The organism is Microcoleus sp. A006_D1 (assembly GCF_036702805.1).
Taxonomy (GTDB): domain Bacteria; phylum Cyanobacteriota; class Cyanobacteriia; order Cyanobacteriales; family Microcoleaceae; genus Microcoleus.
Genome location: NZ_JAUBVZ010000002.1, coordinates 125,001 through 146,945, shown reverse-complemented (window position 1 = coordinate 146,945; position 21,945 = coordinate 125,001). Strand labels below are relative to the sequence as shown.

Here is a 21,945-nt window from a genome sequence, read left to right as displayed (position 1 = left end):
TAACCAGTGCAACGCCCCGATTGTACCAGGCTTCGTGATCATCGGGTTTGATTTCCAAAGCTTTGTCGTAGGATGCGATCGCTTCTTCTAATTTTCCTAAATTACGGAGTGCAATGCCCCGATTGAACCAGGCTACGTCATAGTCTGGTTTGACTTCCAAAGCTTTTTCGTAGGATGCGATCGCCTCTTCAAAATTACCTAGTTTAAATTGCTCATTTCCTCGCTTTCTCCAAACCTCAGCCTCCCCATCAACTTCCCCTTCTCCCTCACCATCCCCAACCGGAGATATCGGAAACTTAACCAATATCTCCCTACCAACATTCCCCGCCGCTTCTCCCAATTCCCCGCCACAAATTCCCCTCAACAACTCCAGCCTGCGCGCCAATTCCTGAAGCGATGACACCGAATCCGTAGAGCAGGTGTTTCCGCGCCCGCCCTCCTCAGTTGTTTCTCGATCAATTGCTAACAATCTTTCCCCAAACCGTCGCAACCAGTCAGCCAATTCAGTATCTCTGAGGCGTTTAGCGATTAAAAATCCCTTAACATCGCCACTCCCCCAGCCGCCATTTACCCCTTCCAGGAGTTCCATCAACTTCGCCTCAAATTCGGCATCCGTCAGAGTTGGAGGCTGCTGAGGCGTTGGAGGCGGGCGATTTGTTCCGAAGATTCGCTGAAATAATTGTTTGAGGAATTGCCAGATTTTGTCAAACATTGATGAGGTTTTGGGGTGACAATGTTTTTATTATAGAGCAAGTCTGTGGTTGAAACCGCGTAACATAATATAAACAGGACTTACGCATCAAGGCCAAAGAAACCGGGTTTTTCATCTAGTCTGCTGGCTACAACAAATAATTTTCGTAAAAAAACCCGGTTTCTGAATACTGCTGTTTAGACGCGAGGCCAGATCCCCCCTAGCCCCCCTTGAAAAAGGGGGGGACAAGATTCCGATCAAAGTCCCCCTTCTTAAGGGGGATTTAGGGGGATCTGGCCTCGGCTATATTAGGCCAGATCCCCCCTAGCCCCCCTTGAAAAAGGGGGGGACAAGATTCCGATCAAAGTCCCCCTTCTTAAGGGGCATTTAGGGGGATCTGGCCTGGGATAAAAGCGATATATTTCTGTTTATAGCCGAGGCCAGATCCCCCCTAGCCCCCCTTGAAAAAGGGGGGGATAAGAGTGTTCTCAAAGTCCCCCTTCTTTCGGGGGATGCGAGGGGGATCTGGCCTGGGACAAAAGCGATATTTATCAACAGTTCCAGGCTTCAGTTGACACATATCGGCAATGCTTTTTACACATATCGCCTATCAATTCAACGCGGGGGCTGTTCCTTTTACGGGTGGAACAATTGCGGGTTTATTGGTAGATTTTGCGGGGAAAAGTGCCTTAAGTGCCGCATCAAGATTTTCGGCCATAACGATGCGATTTTCGTAGGCAACAATCACTCTAACTAAAGTTGGTAAACTGTTGCGATCGGCCTCTAAATAAAGAGGTTCCACATACAGCAAAGATTGTTCGATCGGAATTACCAATAAATTGCCTTGAATTGCTTTTGAACCCTGCCGATTCCAGAGAGAAATTTGTTCGGAAATCACCGGATCTTGGTTGATCAAAGCTTCTATCTGTTCCGGGCCATAAACTAATCGCTGTTTGGGGAATTGGTACAATAGCAATTTACCGTAATTTTCAGCGTCCGATCGCCCTGCAATCCAAGCAATTAAATTATTGCGACTGACTGGTGTAAATGGCAATAGCAAAATAAACTCTTCTGCTGTTTCCGTTGGCAGTTTCGTAATCAAATAATACGGTGCTACGGGCTGCTGTTCACCGCCGTAAATTTCGTTAGGAACTTGCCACAAATCTTCCCGATTGTAAAATACCTGCGGATCTTCCATGTGATAAGTTAACAAGCGTTCCGATTGAATGCTCAATAAATCTACGGGATATCTAATGTGTTTGCGGAGAGCCGGAGGCATTTTGTCAAGGGGTTTGAACATTCCAGGAAAGATAGCCATCCAACTGTTGATAATCGGATCGGAGGGATAGGCAACGTAGAAGTCAACAGACCCGTTGTAGGCATCAATCACTACTTTGACGGAGTTGCGGATGTAGTTAAACTCATGATTTCCCGGGTCAGAATACGGATAGCGATCGCTCGCTGTATAGGCATCGATAATCCAGTAAAGATAGTTGGGAGAATTATTAGTTTGTGAGGAAGAAGGCTGATTCTTTTGACCAATTTTCTCGCCATTTTTTTCGATATCATCTTTACTAAGATTGGCGTTTGCTACTACTAAATACGGGTCGGAATCGTAGCGCAAAAAAGGAGCGATCGCCCGGACTCTTTTGTTAATATTGCGGCGGTAAAGTAACTTAGTTTCTGGTGTAAAATTGCGGGTTAGGGCCATTTGCCAATTTTTGAGATAATTCGCAAATAACCAGCGCCGCCACATAGAACCGATCGCAATTCCCCCCCTACCGCTGTAGGTATTGTAAACATTTTCTTCGCCGCTGGGATAGTCGAATTCTTTGACTTTTGTGGGCGTCATCGCGTCTGTATCGGTTACTTCGCCGTAGTAAATTCGCGGGTAGCCGATCGGGATACTGGCCCGAATGCGATCGTTAGTTACATCTAAACCACTTTCGCCACCATCGGCATTAATGCCAATATCTTTGACAAAATAATCGGGTAAACCTCCGGCGCCGATAGTGTTTACCGGAGACATGGTAAAGCCGTAACCGTGAGTATAAACTAAATGTTCGTTTACCCAAGTTTGAGCTGCGGGCGCAACGGCTGTGTAGTCTAATTCCCGCGTAGCCAAAATTACTTGCTGACTTTCAGTGTCTGCCTTTTTTACTGCTTCGTTTTTGATGGTGTAGCGATCGATATCGGCATCTAAAAATTTATAATAAGGTCGAATTTGCTGTAATTGTCGGTTGGCTTGTAACAACGGGCGCTTGTCCCACAGGCGGATGTTGCTAATAGTAGATTTGTTTTTTTCTAAGTCGGCAAAGGTGAGTTTTCCAAGTGGATCAAAAGTTTTTATCTCGATTTTTTTGAGGTTAAATGCTGCTTGGGTAAAGGCGATGCTGCGCTGGATGTACGGCCGTTCTCGCGCTAATTCGTTGGGCTTTACTATCAGTTGTTGCACAATTTTTGGCAGCAGCAAACCTCCCAAACAACTTAAAGCTAGCCATCCCAATATAATCTTTTTGATGAGTTGATTGGGGATTTTGAATTGCCAAACCTGCCACAGCATCAAAAGTGCGATCGCCCCAGCCAAGATACTCAAAAATCCATAGACAGGCAACCGCACCGTCACATCAGCATAATTCGCCCCGTAAGTAACCTCTCCGCGCGAATACAGCAATGCGTAGCGCCCCAGCCAGTACAGGAGTGCGGTGGCTAGCATGAAAGCTGCACCTAAGCCGTACAAGTGCCGCTGTTGCGATCGCGAAAACCCCAAAAATATCCCTTGACTCAGGCTATTTCTCGACAGCAAATATGTTAAAGCACAAGATACTAAACCGTACAAAGATACAACTGTCAGCCAGAATCCTAGCAACTCTAAAATTGGGAAAATAAATACATAAAAGCTAATATTTCGGTTAAAAAGAGGGTCGGTTGTGTTAAAATTACTAGGGTGGAAATATTGTAAAACTTTTGTCCAGCGACTAGCGGCAATTAGCCCGATCGCCAAACTGAGCAAAAGGGCGATCGTCCGCAGCCAAAAATCCGGCTTAATTGCCACAGCTAACATCAGCCCCAGCAGCAATCCCAACTGCCACCAGCGAGAAAATAGCTGCACCGCCCCATGCTGGATTGCCTCAATTCCCAACGGTACGGGCGGTGCAGGCAAATTGCCAGCTATGCCGAGATAGGTGAGGCTGTCTGCCGCTAACAGCCCGCAGTGAATTACTGTCAAAGTTGCGATCGCACTTAATCCAAATACCGCCAACAGCAGCCACGAAAAGGTAATTTGAGATTTAGCAACAGGTAATGGGTAATTCTTCCCCGTTTTGTTCGCCCTCAAATCAGCGAATAGCGCCCCCGCAACCGCTGATTTGATGTCAAGAGCGGGATGTTGCAGGCGGCGGGCTAAGGCCAAATTTCCCAGCAAAAAAACAGCAGAAATAGCAGTGGGAATTACCCCCAGCAACCCTTGAGTTTTCAGCCTCAACAGCAAAACCTGAAGATATCCAACTTCCTGAAACCAGAGAATTTCTGCCACCAGGTTGGAGGCTAACTCAAAAACTAACCACAGCCCTACAAGCAGTAAAATTAATTTAGAAATTCGCCTATTAGTCATTAGTTATTAGTTAGTTGTTATTGGCGGTGCCCTGAGCGGAGTCGAAGGGTTATTAGTTAGTTGTTATTAGTCATTAGTTATTAGTTAGTTGTTAGTTGTTGGCGATCAAAACTAATAACCAATAACCAATAACCAATAACCAATAACTAATAACCAACAACCAATAACTAACTAACTAGCTGTACTGCTGATTGACATCCACATCCAAATTAAACAGCATTTGCAAAGTCTGCATCGCTTGTCTGCGCGCCTCAATATCCTGCTGCGCGCGCAACTGCACCATCGGATCGTGCAAAATCTTATTCACAATCCCTCTTGTCAAAGATTCAATCACATCTTGATGTTTCTCCGAAAATTCCGAGCCCAGACGCGATAAAGCTTTTTCTAACTCTTGTTCCCGAATCAATTCGATCTTATCCCGCAAACAGCTAATAGTCGGAACAGTTTCAAGACTCCGCAACCAGAGATCGTAAGCCTCTACTTCCTGTTCCAGCAGCCCCTCAGCTTCCATTGCCATTTTGCGGCGGGTTTCGTGATTTTGAGCTACCACTGCTTTCAAGTCGTCTACATTAAACGATCGCACATTCGCCAATTCGTTGGTATCAGCATCGACGTTGCGCGGCACAGAAATATCCATCAACATCAAAGGGCGATTCTGGTCTAAAACAGCTTCTAATTTAGCTTTATTTAACAGCGGATCTGTAGCAGCCGTACAGGTAAAAACCAAATCAGAATCGGCAATTACCTGCATCATGTCCGAGAGCAGATGCAGATGCAATTGGGCATCTTTAAACTGATCTGCCAACTCCTGGCCACCGCGCATCGATCGATTGACGATCGCAATATGACTCGCTCCTTTCGAGAGCAAATGCTGCACCAACAAGCGCGACATCTTCCCAGCACCAATAATCGCGATCCGGCTAGTTGCTAAATGTTGACCTTTTAATTGAGCCAATTCCGCCGCCGCCGAAGAAATCGAAACCGCACCGGTACCGATGCTAGTTTCGGTGCGAACTCGCTTCCCGGCTGTCAGAGCTTGCTTAAACAAACGCTCTAAAATTCTGCCGACACCTTTATACTGCTGGGCGAGTTTGTGAGTTTGTTTCACCTGAGCCAAAATTTGTCCTTCGCCGAGTACCAAACTGTCGAGGCCAGAAGCCACTCGCATCAAGTGCATCACCGCATCTTCGTGCAGCAAAATGAACAGGTGAGGGCGCAAAGACTGCAAAGGAACTTTACTGCATTCCGAAAGGAACTGCATCACCTCTCGCACCCCAGGCTCCGATTCGCTGGTAACAATATAAATTTCTAAACGGTTGCAAGTGCTGAGGATGGCAACTTCTTGAATGTGGGGGTAGCCGCGCAGTTGGGCGATCGCCGCTTCAACTTTCTGTTCTGGAATGCTCAGTTTTTCGCGAACTTCAACCGGCGCTGTTTTGTGGCTGAGACCTATGACTGCAATATTCATATCTGTGATTTGTCACTATTTATTTTTTAGTTGTCAACAGTCACCTGTGATTAGTTATTAGTTTATCGCTAATTGCTAATTACTGGTGACTGTTGACCGTCAACTGTCAACATTTAACTGTTAACCGCTAACTAATCACTATTTCAATTGCAGAGATTTCGGCTGGTTAAACATATGGATTGTATCCACAAAACGAGCAGTTTTCGACTGAGAAGAAATTACCAAACTCTCAGTGCGAGCGCCGCCGCCAAAGAAGCGAACTCCATCCATCAGCGTTCCGGGAGTAATTCCGCAAGCTGCAAACAGAACAGTTTCTCCAGATGCCAACTCTTCAGCATTGTAAATCTTGTCTGGATCTGTGATGCCCATCTCTGTCAAGCGGGCGATATTCTTCTCTTTGCTTTCGCCGATCAAACCAGTTTTGACAATAGCCGGATCGTAAATTAACTGCCCTTGGAAGTGACCGCCCAAGCAGCGCATTGCTGCTGCGGAAATCACACCTTCAGGTGCTGCGCCAATACCCATCAGCGCGTGGATATTAGAACCAGAAAACGCGCAAGAAATCGCTGCCGAAACGTCGCCGTCGCTGATCAGTCGAACTCTTGAACCCGCTGCCCGAATTTCATTTATTAAATCTTTGTGTCGGGGGCGATCCATCACCACCACTACCAAATCTTCAATACTGCGGCCGAGGCAATCAGAGATAATTTTGAGGTTTTCGCTTGGCGTTTTGCGAATATCTACATGATTCTTAGCAGCCGCAGGAGCAGCCAATTTGTTCATATAGAAATCCGGTGCAGCAAACAAGCCTCCTTTCTCAGAGATTGCCAAAACTGCCATCGAACCGTTTTGACCGTAAGCAACTAGGTTAGTTCCTTCGCAGGGGTCAACGGCGATGTCAATTTCGATCAATTCATCTAGGTTGCAGACATCTTTGGCATCTTCGCGGGTACAAATACCTACTTGTTCGCCGATGTAAAGCATGGGTGCGTCATCACGTTCGCCTTCACCGATCACGATGCGGCCGCGCATATGAATTTTGTTCATCCGCTCACGCATGGCTTCTACAGCTACGCGATCGGCTTCATCTTTTTCGCCTTTGCCCATCAAGCGAGCGGAAGCAATGGCTGCCTGCTCAACTACTTCGATAATCTCTAAACCGATTACATTATCCACGAACTATATACTCCCAATTGCTGATGCGTGCCTTGTGCTTTTTGCACTCCCAGCCATCAAGTTTATCAGAGGCGGGGATCTCTACGAGCGCAAGCAGTTGCTTAGTTTGTGTTAACTTTTGCTTCTTTGAGGCTGGGAGGGGAGAGTGGGAGATGGGGAGAGGGAGAGTGGGAGATGGGGGGAGAGTTGGGAAAATCTTGCTTCTTCTCTGAATATTGATCGGTTAAATCCATTAAATCCGTTAAATCCGTTACACAATCCGTTGCCGAACTTTCTTGGCCTCCCTTGATTTATCGTAACAGTCGCGTCAGTCCTGAAGTTTTATGATGATAGCAAATCAAATTTCCGGCCCCAAATCGGGACGCACTAGACTTTATAAACGGGGAGCAATAAAAAATGATGATGAAAGCACAAGATATTATGACAAAGGAAGTTGTCACCATTCGCGGTTCGGCGACTGTCGCTGAAGCAGTGGCGATGATGAACGAACTGTGTCTGCGCGCGTTAATCGTGGAACGCCGCCACGAACAAGACGCTTACGGCATTGTCACGGAAACGGATATTGTTTACAAAGTAACAGCCTACGGAGTAGATCCGCACAAAGTCCGCGTCTTCGAGATTATGACCAAACCGTGCATTACGGTGAATCCCGACTTGGGCGTGGAATACGTGGCGAGGTTGTTCGCGAATACCCGCATCCGCCGAGCTCCGGTGATTAAGGACAAACTGCTGGGCATTATTTCGGTAACGGATATCTTGACAAAAAGCGATTTTGTTGATAAGCCGAAGAGTGTTTTATTTGAGGAAGAAATCGAAAGGGCGATCGCCGATGCTAGGGCGACTTGCGCTCAGAAAGGCGCTACTTCTAAACAGTGCGCAGTAGCCTGGGACATTGTAGAGGAAATGCAGGCTGAGGCCGCTCACCAGCGATCGATGAAGCTTGACAAAACGGCTTTTGAGGAGTATTGCGAGGATAATCCCGAGGCTGCTGAAGCACGGATGTACGACAGTTAAGTTAGTTAATAGTCATTAGTCATTAGTCATCAGTCATCAGTCATTAGTAGGGGCGGGTTTAGCTAAAGATATATGATACAAATGACTAAAAAAATGGCAAAACCCGCCCTCTCCGTCATTAGTCTAATGACTCGGTTTATTCGATCGCTTGAATGCACTCAGGACTGTCTCTAGTTGGACTGTTGACGATCGCACTTACGGCCTTTGCTGTCATGGCTGCGGCAGCATACGGCTTTAACAGCGGCAAAACTTGCTGAGCGCTGTTAGCAGGATCGAGCCACTTTTCCCAGGCGCTGTCAGGGAGAATCACCGGCATTCGATCGTGCACAGGCTGCACTGTTTCGTTAGCAGCGGTGGTAATTATAGTACAAGATACAATGCTTTCTCCTTCTGGAGACTGCCAATTTTCCCACAAACCGGCAAAAGCAAAAGGTGCGCCCTGGGCCGTTTGAAAATAGTAAGGCTGTTTGTGTTTTCCCTGCGGCAGCCATTCGTAGAAACCGTCAGCAATTATCAAACACCGCCTGTGCTTGATGGCGCTGCGAAAAGCAGGTTTTTCGGCTACAGTTTCCGATCGCGCATTGATCATTTTGCTGCCGATTTTCAGGTCTTTCGCCCAACTGGGAATCAAACCCCAGCGCATAAATTGAAACTGTCGCTCAATTTTTTCGGGAGAAACTGTGACTGTCGCAACTGATTGAGTTGGGGCGATGTTGTATCGCGCTTTGATGTCTGGAATTTCCGACAGTTTGAAAAATTCTGCTAGGATTTTAGCTGAAGTATTTAAAGTGAATCGTCCGCACATAGTTTTTAGTTGGTATTAACAAAAAGGTAGATGGCGATTTATATCGTGTAGGCGTGAATTGACCGTAATTCCTGTAGGGGCGGGTTCACCAATATTTTTAATAGAAACAAGAAAGCCTGTAAACCCGCCCCGGCTCTAATCGCGGTCGATCCACCGGACATGATATTATTGTTGGACGGGGCGGGTTTTCGAGATTATTGGTTTTAGGCAAAGATTGTTTGTAAAACTCGCCCCCTACGAGATATTGCTAAATTCTCGAACATTCGCCGACAACCATTCGGCGCGCAACTTGTCAATAGCTAATTCTTTGAATTTAGCTTCTACTTCAATCCAAGGAGCTTGATAATAACAATTAGGCATCGCTGTAATCAAATCGCTGTGGCGCGGATCGGCAAAAAACTCTTTGCCATTTGATATGTGGACTAATTGCCATTCAGGAACTGACCAAGTAGTGCTGGCTGCTGCGAGCATTTCGGCGACACTCGGATCGTCGTAACTTTCTAAATGTTCGTGAATGACGTGGTGGTGGGCGTCAAAAACCATTGCTACTGCGGTATCGAGACAAACTTCTAAAAGTTCTGAGGAACTGTAAGCGTATTCGTCATTTTCAAAGGTTAAGCGCGATCGAATTGATTCGGGTAAATCGCGGATGACTGACTTGAGTTGCGAAGCGCGTGAGCCCTTACCGCCGTGAATGTTCATCAGTGCCCAGGGCGATCGCGGCTGTTGCAACATATCTAAAATTAAAGCATGAGTTGCCAGAATTTTAATGCTGTTTTCAACCACAGAAACCTTGTCGGAACTGAGGACGACGAATTGATCGGGGTGGAGTACCAAGCGGATGCCCAAACAGAGAGCGCGATCGCCCGTATTCCGCAATTCCTCAGTCATTGAGTGTAGCACTGCTTCCCCCAAATCGGTATCTGCAAAAGGGAACAGTGCAGAAGTCATGCGGTAGAGCTTAATCCCATTAGCAGTACAAAAGTTGATCGCTTTGTCAAGCCGCTTTAAGTTGTCTGCATAAAGCTCGCGCAAGATTTTTTCTTGTTCAGTTTCTGCAAGCTGTAACAGTCGCTTGCGCGTGACAGTGCGAAACCGAACTGCATCCGATGTGGTGATGCACACTAACCCCAATTGCGGCAACTTCCCCTTTTCTAAGACTTGCGTAATCTCGCTCATTCCTCAATACTTCCTAACTTTAATTTATGTTAAACAGTTTTGTAGTAAGCTGGCGCGCATCTGATTTTTATAATCTTGTTTCTTAAAAATCTTGTGGGGCGTTGCTCTGAGCATCACCCCCAAAATTAAATTCAAATGCACAACAGCTTAATGACTTCAGAACTAAGGACTAAAGTCCTTACTACGAACCTGTCCCATAGGATTGCTACATCTCCAGATTTTCCCCATTTCCCCTTTCCAATCAACTGCGCAAACGACCAGAGCGCATAATGCTAATAATCAACCAAAAACCCAAAAAACTCGCCGCCCCAAACAAACCGTTGCTAAGAAAAGATAGCTGAGCAGTTTGCGCGTTAGAAGAAATAATTGCCGCCCCCACAATCAGCGAACCTACGACAATACTAAAAGAAAGTCGGTTCGCAGAATCCCCCAGAGTGCGGCGCAGCGGGTCGAGTTCTTTGATGCTCAAGTTCCACTTCAAAGTTTCGGAAGTCACCCGGTCTAAAAGCACTTCCACCTGTCGCGGAGATTGCAAAGATAGGCTTTTTAGATCCAAAGCAGTTCTCAGCAGAGCTTGTACCGGGTCTTCTCCTAATAACTGACGCCGAAACATATCCGTCATCAGCGGTTTGACCTGCTCTACAATATTAAATCGGGGATTAAAAGAACGCGCTACTCCTTCTAAATTAGCGAGGGTTTTTGCATACAAACCGAGATTACTGGGAAGTCTAATCTTATTTTTACGAGTGATTTCCAACACTTCATAAAAAATTTCCGACAAGTTCATTTGCGACAAGCTGACATTGTAATACTTGCGCAGCATTCTAGCCAAATCGTTCTCTAGAATAGCTAAACTTTTAGGCTGAGCAAATTCTGCCATTTCCAAGGTTAATTGAGTGCATCGCTGAGCGTCTAAATCGACAATTGCCAGCAACATTTCTGTCAGATTTTGCTGAGTGCGCGGGTCTAATCTGCCGACCATGCCGCAGTCGAGCAAAGCTATCCGGCCGTCTTTGAGATAAAATAAATTGCCGGGATGCGGGTCTGCGTGAAAGAATCCGTCGATATACAACTGCTGGAAGAAAACGCGGCAAAGCAGGGTTGTAATTGCTTCGCGTTCGGCATTTACATCTCCTTTGTGGCCAATTCCTTGCAAATCGCCTAACAGAATCGGTACTCCGTTCAGCCATTCCATTACTAAGAGTTTTTTTGTGGTCAACTCCCAGTGAATTTCTGGTAAAACAACTTTTGTGGGGTCAAACCATTTACTTTTAGATAAATTACGGCGCAGTTCGTCTGTGTAGCTGGCTTCTTGAATGAAGTCTAGTTCTGCACGCAGGGCGATCGCAAATTCTTCGGCTAGGGCGACAATATCGTATTGTTGACCGAAGTCTGTGAGCATGACAAGTTCTGCCAAACCTCGGAGTACGGCGATATCTTGTTCGATGACAATATCAATACCGGGGCGCTGAACTTTCAGGGCGACTTCGCGGCCGTCTTTTAAGGTAGCTTTGTGGGTTTGGGCGATCGACCCTGCGGCGACTGCTTGAGTGTTAAATTTAGCAAAGGTATCTTCGATCGACTGTTTGAGTTCCAGGCGCACGATTGCTTCTACTTCCGACCACGGTACGGGCGGCACTTCCGCTTGTAGGGAGGAGAGGGTTTCGATGTAGGCGGCCGGCAACAAGTCTGGGCGGGTACTCAGCAATTGCCCCAATTTGACAAAAACTGGGCCTAATTCGATGAGGATGTTGCGCAGAACTGCGGGAGTGGGGAGACTGGGTGCGTCGGTTTTGCGGCCGGTTAGGAGGCTTTTCATGTAGTCCCAACCGTTGCGGAAGACGACTTCTAGGATTTCTCCTTTGCGAGAAGTGTTTTGAACTAGGCTGAACAAGGGGCCTCCGGGTCGATCGGGTTTAAGGGCAATATAACTACTAGGATAGCGCTGTTAACCAAGCTGACGAGTGTCTTGGGGAATAACTTGGGGGAAAGGGTGCGATCGAATTTTGGGATGTGGGGGCGATCGGTTGTAGATAGTTTTCCCCATTAAATGCGCTTTTTTTATGAAAGTCCAGACTAAAATTGCACAGGCGATGTGATTTGTTTGAATCCTGGCTTCCGACATTGACAAGGTTCAGTAGCTGTTAATTGTTTGAGTTTGCGATAAATTGTTAAAAATTTTTAACGTTGACTACAAACTTTTCTTAGATCAGTTGTTTCACTTTGATTTAAGTCATCAGTTGCCATATATTCCGGGAAATTTGGTATAAACAGTAACGCGGAAAAGTTTCACTTTTAGCTTGTAGCTGCGCTGTCTTCGCTCTCTTTAGCCAAGACAGTGCAACCACAAACCTTAGTTAAATCGGTCAGCCCTTGTAAATCCTGACCACATAGGATCTGTGTTTGCCTTTAGCGATCGCTAATGCTGCCAACTAATCCTCTACCCAATTGAGTAACCCAAGAGAAGTAACAGCTCCAAAAAAGTGAGCCCCAATCAGATTCACGTTTGCCATTGTCACAAAAATATCTAGGGAACGAATCACATTTTCTGGCGCATAAGATGCCATCGCTTGCGGTTGACTAAGAGTTTTCGCTAGGACTACAGCAACTGTTTCTTCAGAAGCGACAAACGCGATTAATACCCCCACCAAACTAGAAATTAATCCAATCCGTAAGGTTTGAGTAATATGTTCTTTGCTGGGATATACCTGGGAATTTTCGGCGTGCAAAAGCCTGCCTAAAAGCCTATAGCGAAAATCCCAAAAGATTCTAAAGCACAGCAATAAAAGCCCTGCTATAGCTAAAAATACCCCGAAACCAATACCTGCATTATTATTGGTTTGTTCGCTCATGTTGCGACCCAACATAGCAAATAATAAAACAATACCGGAAACAGCACCCAAGAATAACTGTATCCAGAAGCTAAATCGACTGAACAAGCGAAAAGTTGCGACGAATTGGGTTTGGGTCAGCGGTTCCGACAAGGATTCTGGTTGATTCATTATATACACCTTATTGCTGAATTGAGCATCAAAACAAACGAGGCAAGAAAGAGATTCTGCTTGTCTTGCTGGCGCAAGCGACCACCTTGTGGTTAGCTATTAGACTTCTCCTGAAAACTCAGTTCAGCACAGGCAGGATGCCTGATGTTTTAGAACTGATTTGGGCAATTTCCGGTAAATAAAAGGTTGAACTCAACACAGCCACTGCTGTTGTGGTTGATTTCATTTTCTTAATATCCTCCCGGTTCTGAACCATCAACTTCTTGCGACAATGGCAATTTAGAATCTTAAAAATAGACTTAGGTAAAAGGTCTATTGTTTCTGTTCAACATTTCAAAATGTTGCTTCTATCTCTATTTAATCTAACTAGCCCAACTTTGCCATCTGTCTAATGCCATAAAAAAATATCCATCTGATGGAAGATGATTGAGGAAAAACTTATGATATTGCTTTCAGTTAAGTGCGATCGCTCGGAGGATTGGCGATAGATGCTTGATTCCCAACTGCCGCACGGGGGCGCATCCATTCTTACAACGTCTTGAAGGCAATTTTCTCACAGCTATCATTATGAAAAAGCAGGTATCTTTTCTTCCCGCTTACACCTTAGCTCTCTTGACAGCATTCGGATTTTTCTTTGGTTTTTTGGGAGAATTTTTAGCGCTGCCAATTCTAATTGTTATTCAACTTGGGTTAAAGAACTTTTAATCAAAGATATACTAGACCGCTGGCAGACTGCTGCATCAGCGAAGCTATTTTATAGCCCATAAAGCTATATTTGTCAAGCCCAAAAAAGGTGAAAGTTATCAATTAATCTACCGATGACACTCCCGCTCCAGACAGATAAAAAACATTTCTAAACAAGCTAATCTTTAAATTTATAAATAATAACATAAATTATTGGTTTAACAACTCCGTTAACTGGAAAGGAATGCACCATTGCCTATGGCAGCAGTCGTTAACAACTAAATTGTCAAAAAATATGAAACCGCGCAACTCACCCACCGACAGCATTCAACAGTCAATTCGACGGACAGCTTCTCATCCCTGGTTTGAGCGACTGGCAAGATTGGGATATGCTTCCAAAGGCTTAGTTTACTTTATTGTCGGTTTTCTGGCAGCACAAGCAGTCTTTAGTACGGGCGGCACAACAACCGATACTAGCGGTGCATTATCAGCAATTGTTAACCAACCCTTCGGTAAATTTCTGCTATTTCTTGTAACGATTGGCATTATTGGTTATTTCCTTTGGCGTATGGTTCAGACAATTCTCGACCCAGAACACCAAGGACAAAAAATGGATGCCAAGCGAATTGCCCAACGCATTGGCTACGCCTTCAGTGGTTTAGCTTACGCAGGTTTGGCTTTAACGGCTGTAAAACTGATAATGGGTTCGGGCGGTGGTAAAAAGGATACAACCGAAGATTTGACAGCCCAACTTTTAGCGCAACCATTTGGACAATGGCTGGTAGGATTGGCGGGATCAATTGTTATTGGTGTAGGTTTTTCTTATTTCTACGAAGCATATAAAGCCAAATTCCGCCACCATTTCAAGCTCGATGAAATGAGCCAAAACGAGCTAACTTGGGCGACACGGTTGGGTCGATTTGGAATTGCTGCCCGTGGGATTGTTTTCGTTATTATCGGTTTTTTCTTTATTCAAGCGGCAAGGTTATCAGATGCCAGTCAAACGAAGGGATTGGGCGAGGTGTTGGCAATTCTGGCACAACAGCCTTTTAGTCCAGTGATTTTGGGTATAGTACCTTTGGGTTTAATTGCCTATGGCATCTACTCGGTAATTGAAGCTCGCTATCGGAAAATTTTGCGCTCATAAGCTGGCCCGTTATACAGAGAGTTATGAATTTTGAGTACAACAATTTTTGTGAATTACAGGACTTAGGGAGGCACACTACATATAGTTTGCCCACAAAGGGTGATGGCGTTGGGCCCTCGCCAGCGATCGCGTTTTTTCTGCAATAAGCATGGGTTTCATGTAGTCCCAACCGTTGCGGAAGAAGACTTCTAGGATTTTTCCTTTGCGAGAAGTGTTTTGAACTAGGCTGAACAAGGGGCCTCCGGGCGATCGACTGTAAGGGCAATATAACTACTAGCATAAGGCTGTTAACCAAGCTGACCATTGTCTTGAGGAATAACTTGGAGGGAATAGTGGGAATGGGCGCGAGAGCTTTGGGGTGTGGGGGCGATTCCCTACCGAATAGCTGCGCCGCGCGTGCTTTTACTATTACTGCTGATGGTAGTATAGATTCTATGGTCTAGATTTTTCTGAATCGTATGTTATCCAAAAGCATCGATCGGGGTTTGATCTGGTTGATACTTAATTTATTTATTTTACTACAAATTACATTTACCTATGAGTATTGAACTTGTATCAGCTAACATTAAAAACTTTAGGAGCTTAGGGGATATTCAGTTAATCTTTAAAGATTTAACGATTTTAGTGGGCTGTAACTCTAGCGGAAAGTCTAATTCTCTAGAAGCATTATCAATGCTAAGTTTTATGCTAAAATTTGGTTCCCCCCTCCCTGCGGAGTTCATGCAAAGATTCTTAAGAATTGGGGCAAATGAAGATATTACTTTTTCTCTTACTGTCAAAGAAAATAAGAAAACAGCCAAGTATACTGTATCTGTGGCTCTAGAAGAAGGGAAATCATATTGTTCGTGCGAGCAACTTTTGATAGGTAAGCATAAAGTAATAGACATTAAAAATGGCGTGGGTAAAGTGCGAGATGAAAATGGAAAAAATGCTCAAAACTATCAATCTAAAGCTGGCAACTTAGCATTAAAGTCTGCCGGTGATTTTGGAGACAGACCATTTACTGGCCGACTTGCAGAATTTATCATAAATTGGGACTTCTACGATTTAGATCCTAAGTTGATGAGAGGTAGTGCTATGTTTGTAATTGGCGACAATATTGTAATGAACAGAGAAAACATTCCCAGTCTGGGTAGCACAGGTAGGGAAATTCAAGATGTTTTACAATACTGGGCTGAGAACGAGCGAGAAAAGTTTCAATTAGTTAGTCAAGAACTTAATGATTGTATGGGTATTAGCTTAAAATTAGTGGACGAAGAAGGAGAAAAAATAATTAAAGTTTTGGAAAAAGACAATCTAGAGATTCCTTTGTCCAATATGTCAGACGGAACTCTCCGAATCATGGCTTATTATATGTTACTTCATCAAGATCAGCTACCTACCTTGATTGGCATTGAAGAACCTGAACGCAATCTTCATCCAGGACTTATAAGAGATGTTGCATTTGTAGTAAAAAGACTGTCTCAAAAAACACAAGTAATTATTACAACTCATAGTTCCCAGTTACTTGATTGTTTCAATTTGGATGAAATAAACTCAGATGTTTCTGTACTACTTTTAAGCAAAACTGATGACGTGGGAACAAAAGCTTTTCAGATAGATGAGGTGGGGAAGAGTCGGGATGATTTATCTGAATGGATGAGAGACTTTGGAGTAGGTAGTGCAATTTATCACAGTCATCTACTACAAGAAATTTTAGAGCAATAGTATGAATAATATTCTTATCTGGGCTCCAGAGTCAGATTTTGATAGTAAAACTGTTTGCTGTATAGCTAAGAAGATTGTTAAATACTATGACTCCAATATAACTGTTTTGGATAGTTCTAAAATAGCTTTTAATCAAGCAATCAAAAAAACCGGAGGGGATGGTCTAAAAAAGGCAGTTGATATTTATCTTAAAAACAGCGAATTAGTAATATTTTTACTTGATGCAGATGGTGTACAATCTCAAGCTCAAAGATTGCAAGAACGTAATTCTCTAATTAATAGAATCAAGAGAGTTGTAGAACAATCTCAAGGGAAATGTTTTTTAATACTCATAGAGCAAGAACTTGAAGCTTGGTTGTTGGTAGACTGTCTTGGTATTTGTTGCTACTTTACAAAAAATCTCGGAACTAGAACCGATCCGAAATGGGAAAAGTTTGCTAAAAAATATCAAAAAGGTCAAACAGATTTGATAATTGAAGCTGAATCTGGAGGGAAAAATGCTAAAGAGTATTTAGTCAATCTTTCTAAAGATATTGTCAAAAAGATAAATCCTCAACTTAAAGATAGAGATTTAAAAAAGCAGCAATATTCTGAGAATGACTCTGATAAAGTTGCTGAGAAACTAGAGATTACAGATCAAACGATCGCCAGAAATAACTCATTAAGTGAATTTGCTCAGCATTTCAAGAAGAAAGTAGATTCTCCTGAATAAGTGGGCTTTTAATTTGGTTCCGTCTAGAGGTTGGTAGTAAAGACTTTAGTCCTAGGGCTCTTGTTGGATAAGAAAGGACTGAAGTCCTTACTACGAACCTGTTTTTTTAGTGAGACGCCCTTTATAACAAATCTTTCAATTTCTGATCTTCTCCCAACACTTTGATTACCTGTTTAATCTCCTGCGTCCTGTCTTTTTTTACAATCAAAGTCACATTCCCATCTCTGACAACGACAACATCTTCTAAACCAATGGTGACAATCACTTCATTGTCATCCGCTGCATAGAAAATGCTTTCCTTGGTATCAATTCCAATGTGTTTTGCTAACTCGACATTTGGCTTGTCTCCTTGCAGCAAACGGCCGATCGCATTCCAGTCACCTAAATCGTCCCAACTAAAGCCTACGGGCAGTACACAAGCCTTTTGCGTCTTCTCCATCAGGGCGTAATCGATGCTAATTTTCGGCAATTCGGAGTAAGCAGCAGCACCTTTTGTTTCCAAAGCTGCCATCATTTCTGGCACATGATTTCGCAATTCTGTCAAGACTGTTCCGACTCGAAATACAAAGATTCCGCCATTCCAGCTAAACTTGCCGCTGGTTACAAATTCCTCAGCCGTGGTGCGATCGGGCTTTTCCGTAAATCTAGCCACCCGATAAGCCGGAAAACCGCCAAAATTGCCAATTTCCTCACCTTGTTCGATGTAGCCGTAGCCAGTGGAAGCATAACTCGGTTTGACTCCCAAAGTGGCGATCGCATCCTGATGCTTCGCCAACTCAGCCGCCGCCTCCAAAGTCTTGACAAACTCCTGCGGTTCCCCAATCCAGTGATCCGCCGGGAAAAAACCGACAACCGCATCCTCACCGTAGCGCTTCGCAGTTTCTATAGCAGTCCAAGCCACCGCCGGCGCAGTATCCCGGCCCTCCGGTTCCGCCAGCAAATTCTGGGGCGGTAGCAGCGGCAACTGTTCGCGCACTCCATCGGCCAACATTTCCGACGTTACCACCCACAAATCCTCCCAACCGTTACCTAATTCCAAAAGTCTTTCCGCAGTAGCTTGCAGCAAACTCTTGCCGCTACCGTCGAGACTCAAAAACTGCTTGGGGCGTTGTTTGCGGCTGAGAGGCCAGAAGCGTTCGCCTTTACCGCCGGCCAGAATCACAGGAATTAAGGTTCTACTCATGGTTTAAAGTTTAAACAGTTCACATCTATTTTGCCTTGATACCCGTAGGGACACGGCATTGCCGTGTCCTTACCCGTAGCTTAATTTTTAATTCTACCTTCTATCTTCCGCCTGTCACTTTGTCAATCCAATTAGTATCACGATCAATGTATGGTGCGCCGCAGCGCACCTTACCCCAATATCAGACCGATAAGCTATCGTTAACGAATTCTTTAAAATTGCTATAGCCACGAGCAATTAGCTATTAGCTATTGATTCGACAATTCGACATTGAGTTCGTTCACAACACGGCGTTTAAGCGCGACTGAGTTTTCTCTGGGCAGCAAGTCAAATACTTTCCTAAAAGCATCGTCTACCTGTTCAAACGGTATTTGTCCTTTCTCGTTAAAAACTACTTTTCCTGATTGGTCGAGGATCACAGTTTGAGGTACGAAGCCTTCGTAATAGTGGCTCGGTTCGGTGACTTTCGGTGACGGTTCTGGAGGTAAAGAGTCAATTAGTGTGGGAAGGAAATCGGCTTCGCGCCCGTAATATTGCTGGAGTTGAGAGACGACGATCGCGTATTGCTTGGAGTCCCTGCTGTCGTCAGTGTAAAATACTAACAATACGGGTTTATGGCGTTTGAAAGAATCTGTAATCTTGACTTTAGGAGGAACTAGGGAACCGTTGCCGGCGTAGAGGGCATAGATAGTGCCGTCGAAGCGATCGTCCGTGAGAGTTGCCAAGGCTGGCGGGGTGCCAGTGAACAGTATCAAGCTAAATGCGATCGCCACTGTTACAAGACTGGCTGACAAGATTTGCCGCAGCCAGCGGATGCCAGAAGCAGCAGTAACTATTGAATTTTTGTACTTGGGAAATATCATAGGTGGTTGGCAGTTGCTGTAGGCTGGCTTCATCAGATGCAAAAACTTTTTTAAGTTTATCAGCAAATGTATGCAAATGTTGTTGAGTAGGTTAAAGTGGTTTCGGATCGGCAATCGCAATTTGCTGATAGTGGCGCTCGACACGGCGATTCAACTGACGGAAGATCGCCATTTGCGATCGGATTTTCAGGGGCGGGCTAGAAGTGCCAACCCCACAATAAAATTTATTTGTTGTGGGGCATTGCTCCTAGCTTCTGAGAATGGTGCAAGATGTTAAATTCAACTGATATCTAGAAACTGACAACTGGGAACTGATAACTAATGATAGCTTTGCTTGACACACTCCTGGCCCAAACGCCCGCTGCTGATGTTTCCGGGCCCGCTCCACTCAATCTAGTGCAGACCATTGTCTTAGGAATTGTACAGGGATTAACAGAGTTTTTACCCATCAGCAGCAGCGCTCATTTGAAGGTAGTGCCGATCGCCCTGGGATGGGGCGATCCGGGGGTTGCTTATACTGCTATTATTCAGTTGGGAAGCATTGTCGCTGTGCTTTGGTATTTCTGGAAAGACTTGACAACTATAACTTTTGGTGCAGTCAAGGCTGTACAGCGGCGCGACTACGAATCGCAAGAGTTTAAAATGGCATTGGGGATTGCTTTGGGAACAATACCTATAGTCTTTTTTGGGCTGCTCATCAAGATATTGGTTCCAGATTTTGACAAGTCGCCGTTGAGGAGTTTGGCCAGCATCGCCATTGCTTCGATCGTGATGTCGCTGCTGTTAGCAATAGCAGAAAAAACTGGCAAGCGCAATCGGACTTATGAAAAATTAACGGTTCAAGACGGTATTTTGATGGGATTAGGTCAAGCAATGGCGTTGATTCCGGGGTGTTCGCGATCGGGTTCTACCCTAACAGCAGGATTGTTTATGGGATTGGAAAGACCCGCCGCCGCGCGGTTTTCTTTTTTATTGGGAATTCCGGCTATTACTCTGGCGGGATTAGTAGAATTGAAGAGTGTTTTAGGAGAAGGAATCGGCGATGCTGGAGTTTTGACTTTGATCGTGGGAACGATTTCGGCGTTTGTATTTTCTTATTTGTCGATCGCCTGGCTGATGAAATTCCTGCAAACTCAAAATACGTGGGTGTTTGTGTGGTATCGGCTAGCTTTTGGCGTAGCGATTTTGACCGCCCTCGCAGGTGGGGCCGTGAACAATATTTAAAAGATAAATCCGATAGCAGTAGGAGCGACATAAGTCGCTCTGATCTCGGTATAATTAAGAAATAGAACGCCCCATTACAAAATTGTAATCAATGGAAGAAAGTCTGAAGCCTCAACAGCAATAGAATTTAGAGAATCTATTGATGCAGTTAAAAATAAATTTAGATCGGGACGATTTAGATAAAATGTGCGCGTGCCGTTAAGGAGGAAGGCGAAAGATTTGTCTCCCCCCTTTTTTTCTAGAATTTGAGCTGACCACTTTTCTTTTATTTACACAACTCATTCAGACGCGCTATAGTAACGAAAAATACCAAAAAAATTCAACTGTCGGATTCGGATAATGTTTAATTAGATCCTCGAATTTTTAAATAAGTCGGGGATCTGGGTATTCTATTTTTTAGCGATTAGTAGTGCGATCGACCTTTGGGGAGTTTTTGCAGTTTATTGAAGTCTCCTCAGAATGTTAATGGCTTTTTCATAGCTATCTTTATCTCCTTGCTGCTGATATAAATCTGCCGCTTTCTGAAAGTCTTGAATCGCCCCGGGCTTGTCTCCAGAATCACGGCGGGCAACTCCCCGGTTCTGGTAGGCCGCGGCTAAGTTAGGATTAATTCGTAAAGCTTCGCTGTAATCGCCGATCGCACTCTGAAATTCTCCTAACCTAACCCGCGCTACTCCCCGATTGTAGTAGGCGAGAGCATCGTTAGGATAAATTCGTAAAGCTTCGCTGTAATCGGTTATAGCACGCTGGTAATCTCCCAAATCATAGTAGGCAATTCCCCGGTTGACGTAGGCTGCGCCATAGTTAGGATTAATTCGCAAAGCTTCGGTGAAATCGGCGAGTGCACCCTGTTTGTCTCCCAATGCAGAGCGGAGATTTCCCCGGCTTTTGTAGGCATCGCCATAGTTAGGATTAATTCGCAAAGTTTCGTTGAAATCGGCGAGTGCACCCTGTTTTTCTCCTAAACTGCGGCGGGCAAGTCCCCGGTTGTAGTAGGCTTGAAACAAGTTACGATTAATTCGCAAAGCTTCGTTGAAATCGGCGATCGCATCCTGGTTGCTTCCTAAACTGCGGCGGGTATTTCCCCGATTGTTGTAGGCTTGGGCATGGTTAGGATTAATTCGCAAAGCTTCGTTGTAATCAGCTACAGCACCCTGCTTGTCTCCTAAGTCAGAGCGGACAATTCCCCGGTTGTAATACAACCCGGCATCGTTAGGATTCATTCGCAAAGCTTCGCTGTAATCGGCGAGTGCACCCTGGTTGTCTCCTAAACCACGTCGGGCATTTCCCCGGTTGTAGTAGGCATCGGCATAGTTAGGATTAATTCGCAAAGCTTGGTTGTAATCGGCGAGTGCACCCTGCTTGTCTCCTAATTCAGAGCGGGCATTTCCACGACCGAGGTAGGCATCGGCATAGTTAGGATTAATTCGCAAAGCTTGGTTGTAATCGGCGAGTGCACCCTGCTTGTCTCCTAATT

General features: G+C 44.8%; 17 protein-coding genes. 5 read left to right on the top strand and 12 right to left on the bottom strand.

Features of this window, described 5'->3' with window-relative positions; all coding sequences use genetic code 11:
- The 4 genes from QUB68_RS03550 to glpX all read right to left on the bottom strand — a co-directional run.
- The coding region (locus tag QUB68_RS03550; RefSeq protein ID WP_332989458.1) for a tetratricopeptide repeat protein at window positions 1-712 on the bottom strand (712 nt) is incomplete at its 3' end.
- A gap of 589 nt (window positions 713-1,301) precedes the next feature.
- Entirely contained in the window at window positions 1,302-4,304 is a 3,003-nt protein-coding gene (locus QUB68_RS03545) for a UPF0182 family protein (protein WP_332989457.1), read from the bottom strand.
- Between the two features lie 175 nt (window positions 4,305-4,479).
- The gene (locus QUB68_RS03540; RefSeq protein ID WP_332989456.1) at window positions 4,480-5,772 is read right to left on the bottom strand and encodes a glutamyl-tRNA reductase; all 1,293 of its coding nucleotides are present in this window, start codon (window positions 5,770-5,772) and stop codon (window positions 4,480-4,482) included.
- Window positions 5,773-5,910: 138 nt separating this feature from the next.
- Window positions 5,911-6,948 (bottom strand): class II fructose-bisphosphatase, encoded by a 1,038-nt coding sequence (gene glpX / locus QUB68_RS03535; RefSeq protein ID WP_332989455.1) that lies wholly within the window; start codon window positions 6,946-6,948, stop codon window positions 5,911-5,913.
- Between the two features lie 396 nt (window positions 6,949-7,344).
- On the opposite strand from glpX, the gene QUB68_RS03530 reads away from it, so the two are divergent.
- Window positions 7,345-7,962 carry a CP12 domain-containing protein gene (locus tag QUB68_RS03530; RefSeq protein ID WP_332989454.1) on the top strand — a complete coding sequence of 206 codons (618 nt, stop codon included), beginning with the start codon at window positions 7,345-7,347 and terminating at the stop codon, window positions 7,960-7,962.
- Window positions 7,963-8,098: 136 nt separating this feature from the next.
- On the opposite strand, the gene QUB68_RS03525 is transcribed toward QUB68_RS03530, so the two are convergent.
- The 4 genes from QUB68_RS03525 to QUB68_RS03510 all read right to left on the bottom strand — a co-directional run bounded on the left by QUB68_RS03525 (window position 8,099) and on the right by QUB68_RS03510 (window position 12,948).
- Complete coding sequence (locus QUB68_RS03525; protein ID WP_332989452.1) at window positions 8,099-8,767, bottom strand: SOS response-associated peptidase; 669 nt, start codon at window positions 8,765-8,767, stop codon at window positions 8,099-8,101.
- A gap of 234 nt (window positions 8,768-9,001) precedes the next feature.
- Window positions 9,002-9,946, bottom strand: coding sequence for a UV DNA damage repair endonuclease UvsE (gene uvsE, locus QUB68_RS03520; protein WP_332989450.1), 945 nt, complete (start codon window positions 9,944-9,946; stop codon window positions 9,002-9,004).
- 241 nt (window positions 9,947-10,187) lie between these two features.
- Complete coding sequence (locus QUB68_RS03515; protein ID WP_332989449.1) at window positions 10,188-11,840, bottom strand: ABC1 kinase family protein; 1,653 nt, start codon at window positions 11,838-11,840, stop codon at window positions 10,188-10,190.
- A 538-nt stretch (window positions 11,841-12,378) separates the two neighbouring features.
- On the bottom strand, window positions 12,379-12,948 hold the full coding sequence (locus QUB68_RS03510; protein WP_332989448.1) for a DUF3611 family protein: 570 nt from the start codon (window positions 12,946-12,948) through the stop codon (window positions 12,379-12,381).
- 979 nt (window positions 12,949-13,927) lie between these two features.
- Between QUB68_RS03510 and QUB68_RS03505 the strand changes: the two genes are divergently transcribed.
- The gene (locus QUB68_RS03505) at window positions 13,928-14,779 is read left to right on the top strand and encodes a DUF1206 domain-containing protein (RefSeq protein ID WP_332989446.1); all 852 of its coding nucleotides are present in this window, start codon (window positions 13,928-13,930) and stop codon (window positions 14,777-14,779) included.
- A gap of 75 nt (window positions 14,780-14,854) precedes the next feature.
- Here the strand turns inward: QUB68_RS03505 and QUB68_RS03500 are convergent, their stop codons facing one another.
- Window positions 14,855-15,013, bottom strand: a complete 159-nt coding sequence (locus QUB68_RS03500) for a hypothetical protein (RefSeq protein WP_332989445.1) — start codon at window positions 15,011-15,013, stop codon at window positions 14,855-14,857.
- 303 nt (window positions 15,014-15,316) lie between these two features.
- Between QUB68_RS03500 and QUB68_RS03495 the strand changes: the two genes are divergently transcribed.
- Window positions 15,317-16,486 (top strand): AAA family ATPase, encoded by a 1,170-nt coding sequence (locus tag QUB68_RS03495; protein WP_332989443.1) that lies wholly within the window; start codon window positions 15,317-15,319, stop codon window positions 16,484-16,486.
- Window position 16,487: 1 nt separating this feature from the next.
- Window positions 16,488-17,198: a hypothetical protein gene (locus QUB68_RS03490; protein ID WP_332989442.1), complete on the top strand. Its 711-nt coding sequence runs from the start codon at window positions 16,488-16,490 to the stop codon at window positions 17,196-17,198.
- Window positions 17,199-17,319: 121 nt separating this feature from the next.
- On the opposite strand, the gene QUB68_RS03485 is transcribed toward QUB68_RS03490, so the two are convergent.
- Window positions 17,320-18,381 (bottom strand): mannose-1-phosphate guanylyltransferase, encoded by a 1,062-nt coding sequence (locus QUB68_RS03485; RefSeq protein WP_332989439.1) that lies wholly within the window; start codon window positions 18,379-18,381, stop codon window positions 17,320-17,322.
- Between the two features lie 248 nt (window positions 18,382-18,629).
- Entirely contained in the window at window positions 18,630-19,244 is a 615-nt protein-coding gene (locus tag QUB68_RS03480) for a thylakoid membrane photosystem I accumulation factor (RefSeq protein ID WP_332989437.1), read from the bottom strand.
- A 321-nt stretch (window positions 19,245-19,565) separates the two neighbouring features.
- Between QUB68_RS03480 and QUB68_RS03475 the strand changes: the two genes are divergently transcribed.
- Complete coding sequence (locus QUB68_RS03475) at window positions 19,566-20,468, top strand: undecaprenyl-diphosphate phosphatase (protein WP_332989435.1); 903 nt, start codon at window positions 19,566-19,568, stop codon at window positions 20,466-20,468.
- A gap of 440 nt (window positions 20,469-20,908) precedes the next feature.
- Here QUB68_RS03475 and QUB68_RS03470 read toward each other — a convergent pair.
- The coding region (locus QUB68_RS03470; protein WP_332989433.1) for a tetratricopeptide repeat protein at window positions 20,909-21,945 on the bottom strand (1,037 nt) is incomplete at its 5' end.

Coding starts and splice junctions, on each gene's coding strand:
- QUB68_RS03545 (WP_332989457.1), bottom strand. CDS start 4,304: ATGACTAATAGGCGAATTTCTAAATTAATTTTACTGCTTGTAGGGCTG.
- QUB68_RS03540 (WP_332989456.1), bottom strand. CDS start 5,772: ATGAATATTGCAGTCATAGGTCTCAGCCACAAAACAGCGCCGGTTGAA.
- QUB68_RS03530 (WP_332989454.1), top strand. CDS start 7,345: ATGATGATGAAAGCACAAGATATTATGACAAAGGAAGTTGTCACCATT.
- QUB68_RS03525 (WP_332989452.1), bottom strand. CDS start 8,767: ATGTGCGGACGATTCACTTTAAATACTTCAGCTAAAATCCTAGCAGAA.
- uvsE (WP_332989450.1), bottom strand. CDS start 9,946: ATGAGCGAGATTACGCAAGTCTTAGAAAAGGGGAAGTTGCCGCAATTG.
- QUB68_RS03510 (WP_332989448.1), bottom strand. CDS start 12,948: ATGAATCAACCAGAATCCTTGTCGGAACCGCTGACCCAAACCCAATTC.
- QUB68_RS03505 (WP_332989446.1), top strand. CDS start 13,928: ATGAAACCGCGCAACTCACCCACCGACAGCATTCAACAGTCAATTCGA.
- QUB68_RS03495 (WP_332989443.1), top strand. CDS start 15,317: ATGAGTATTGAACTTGTATCAGCTAACATTAAAAACTTTAGGAGCTTA.
- QUB68_RS03490 (WP_332989442.1), top strand. CDS start 16,488: ATGAATAATATTCTTATCTGGGCTCCAGAGTCAGATTTTGATAGTAAA.
- QUB68_RS03485 (WP_332989439.1), bottom strand. CDS start 18,381: ATGAGTAGAACCTTAATTCCTGTGATTCTGGCCGGCGGTAAAGGCGAA.
- QUB68_RS03480 (WP_332989437.1), bottom strand. CDS start 19,244: ATGATATTTCCCAAGTACAAAAATTCAATAGTTACTGCTGCTTCTGGC.
- QUB68_RS03475 (WP_332989435.1), top strand. CDS start 19,566: ATGATAGCTTTGCTTGACACACTCCTGGCCCAAACGCCCGCTGCTGAT.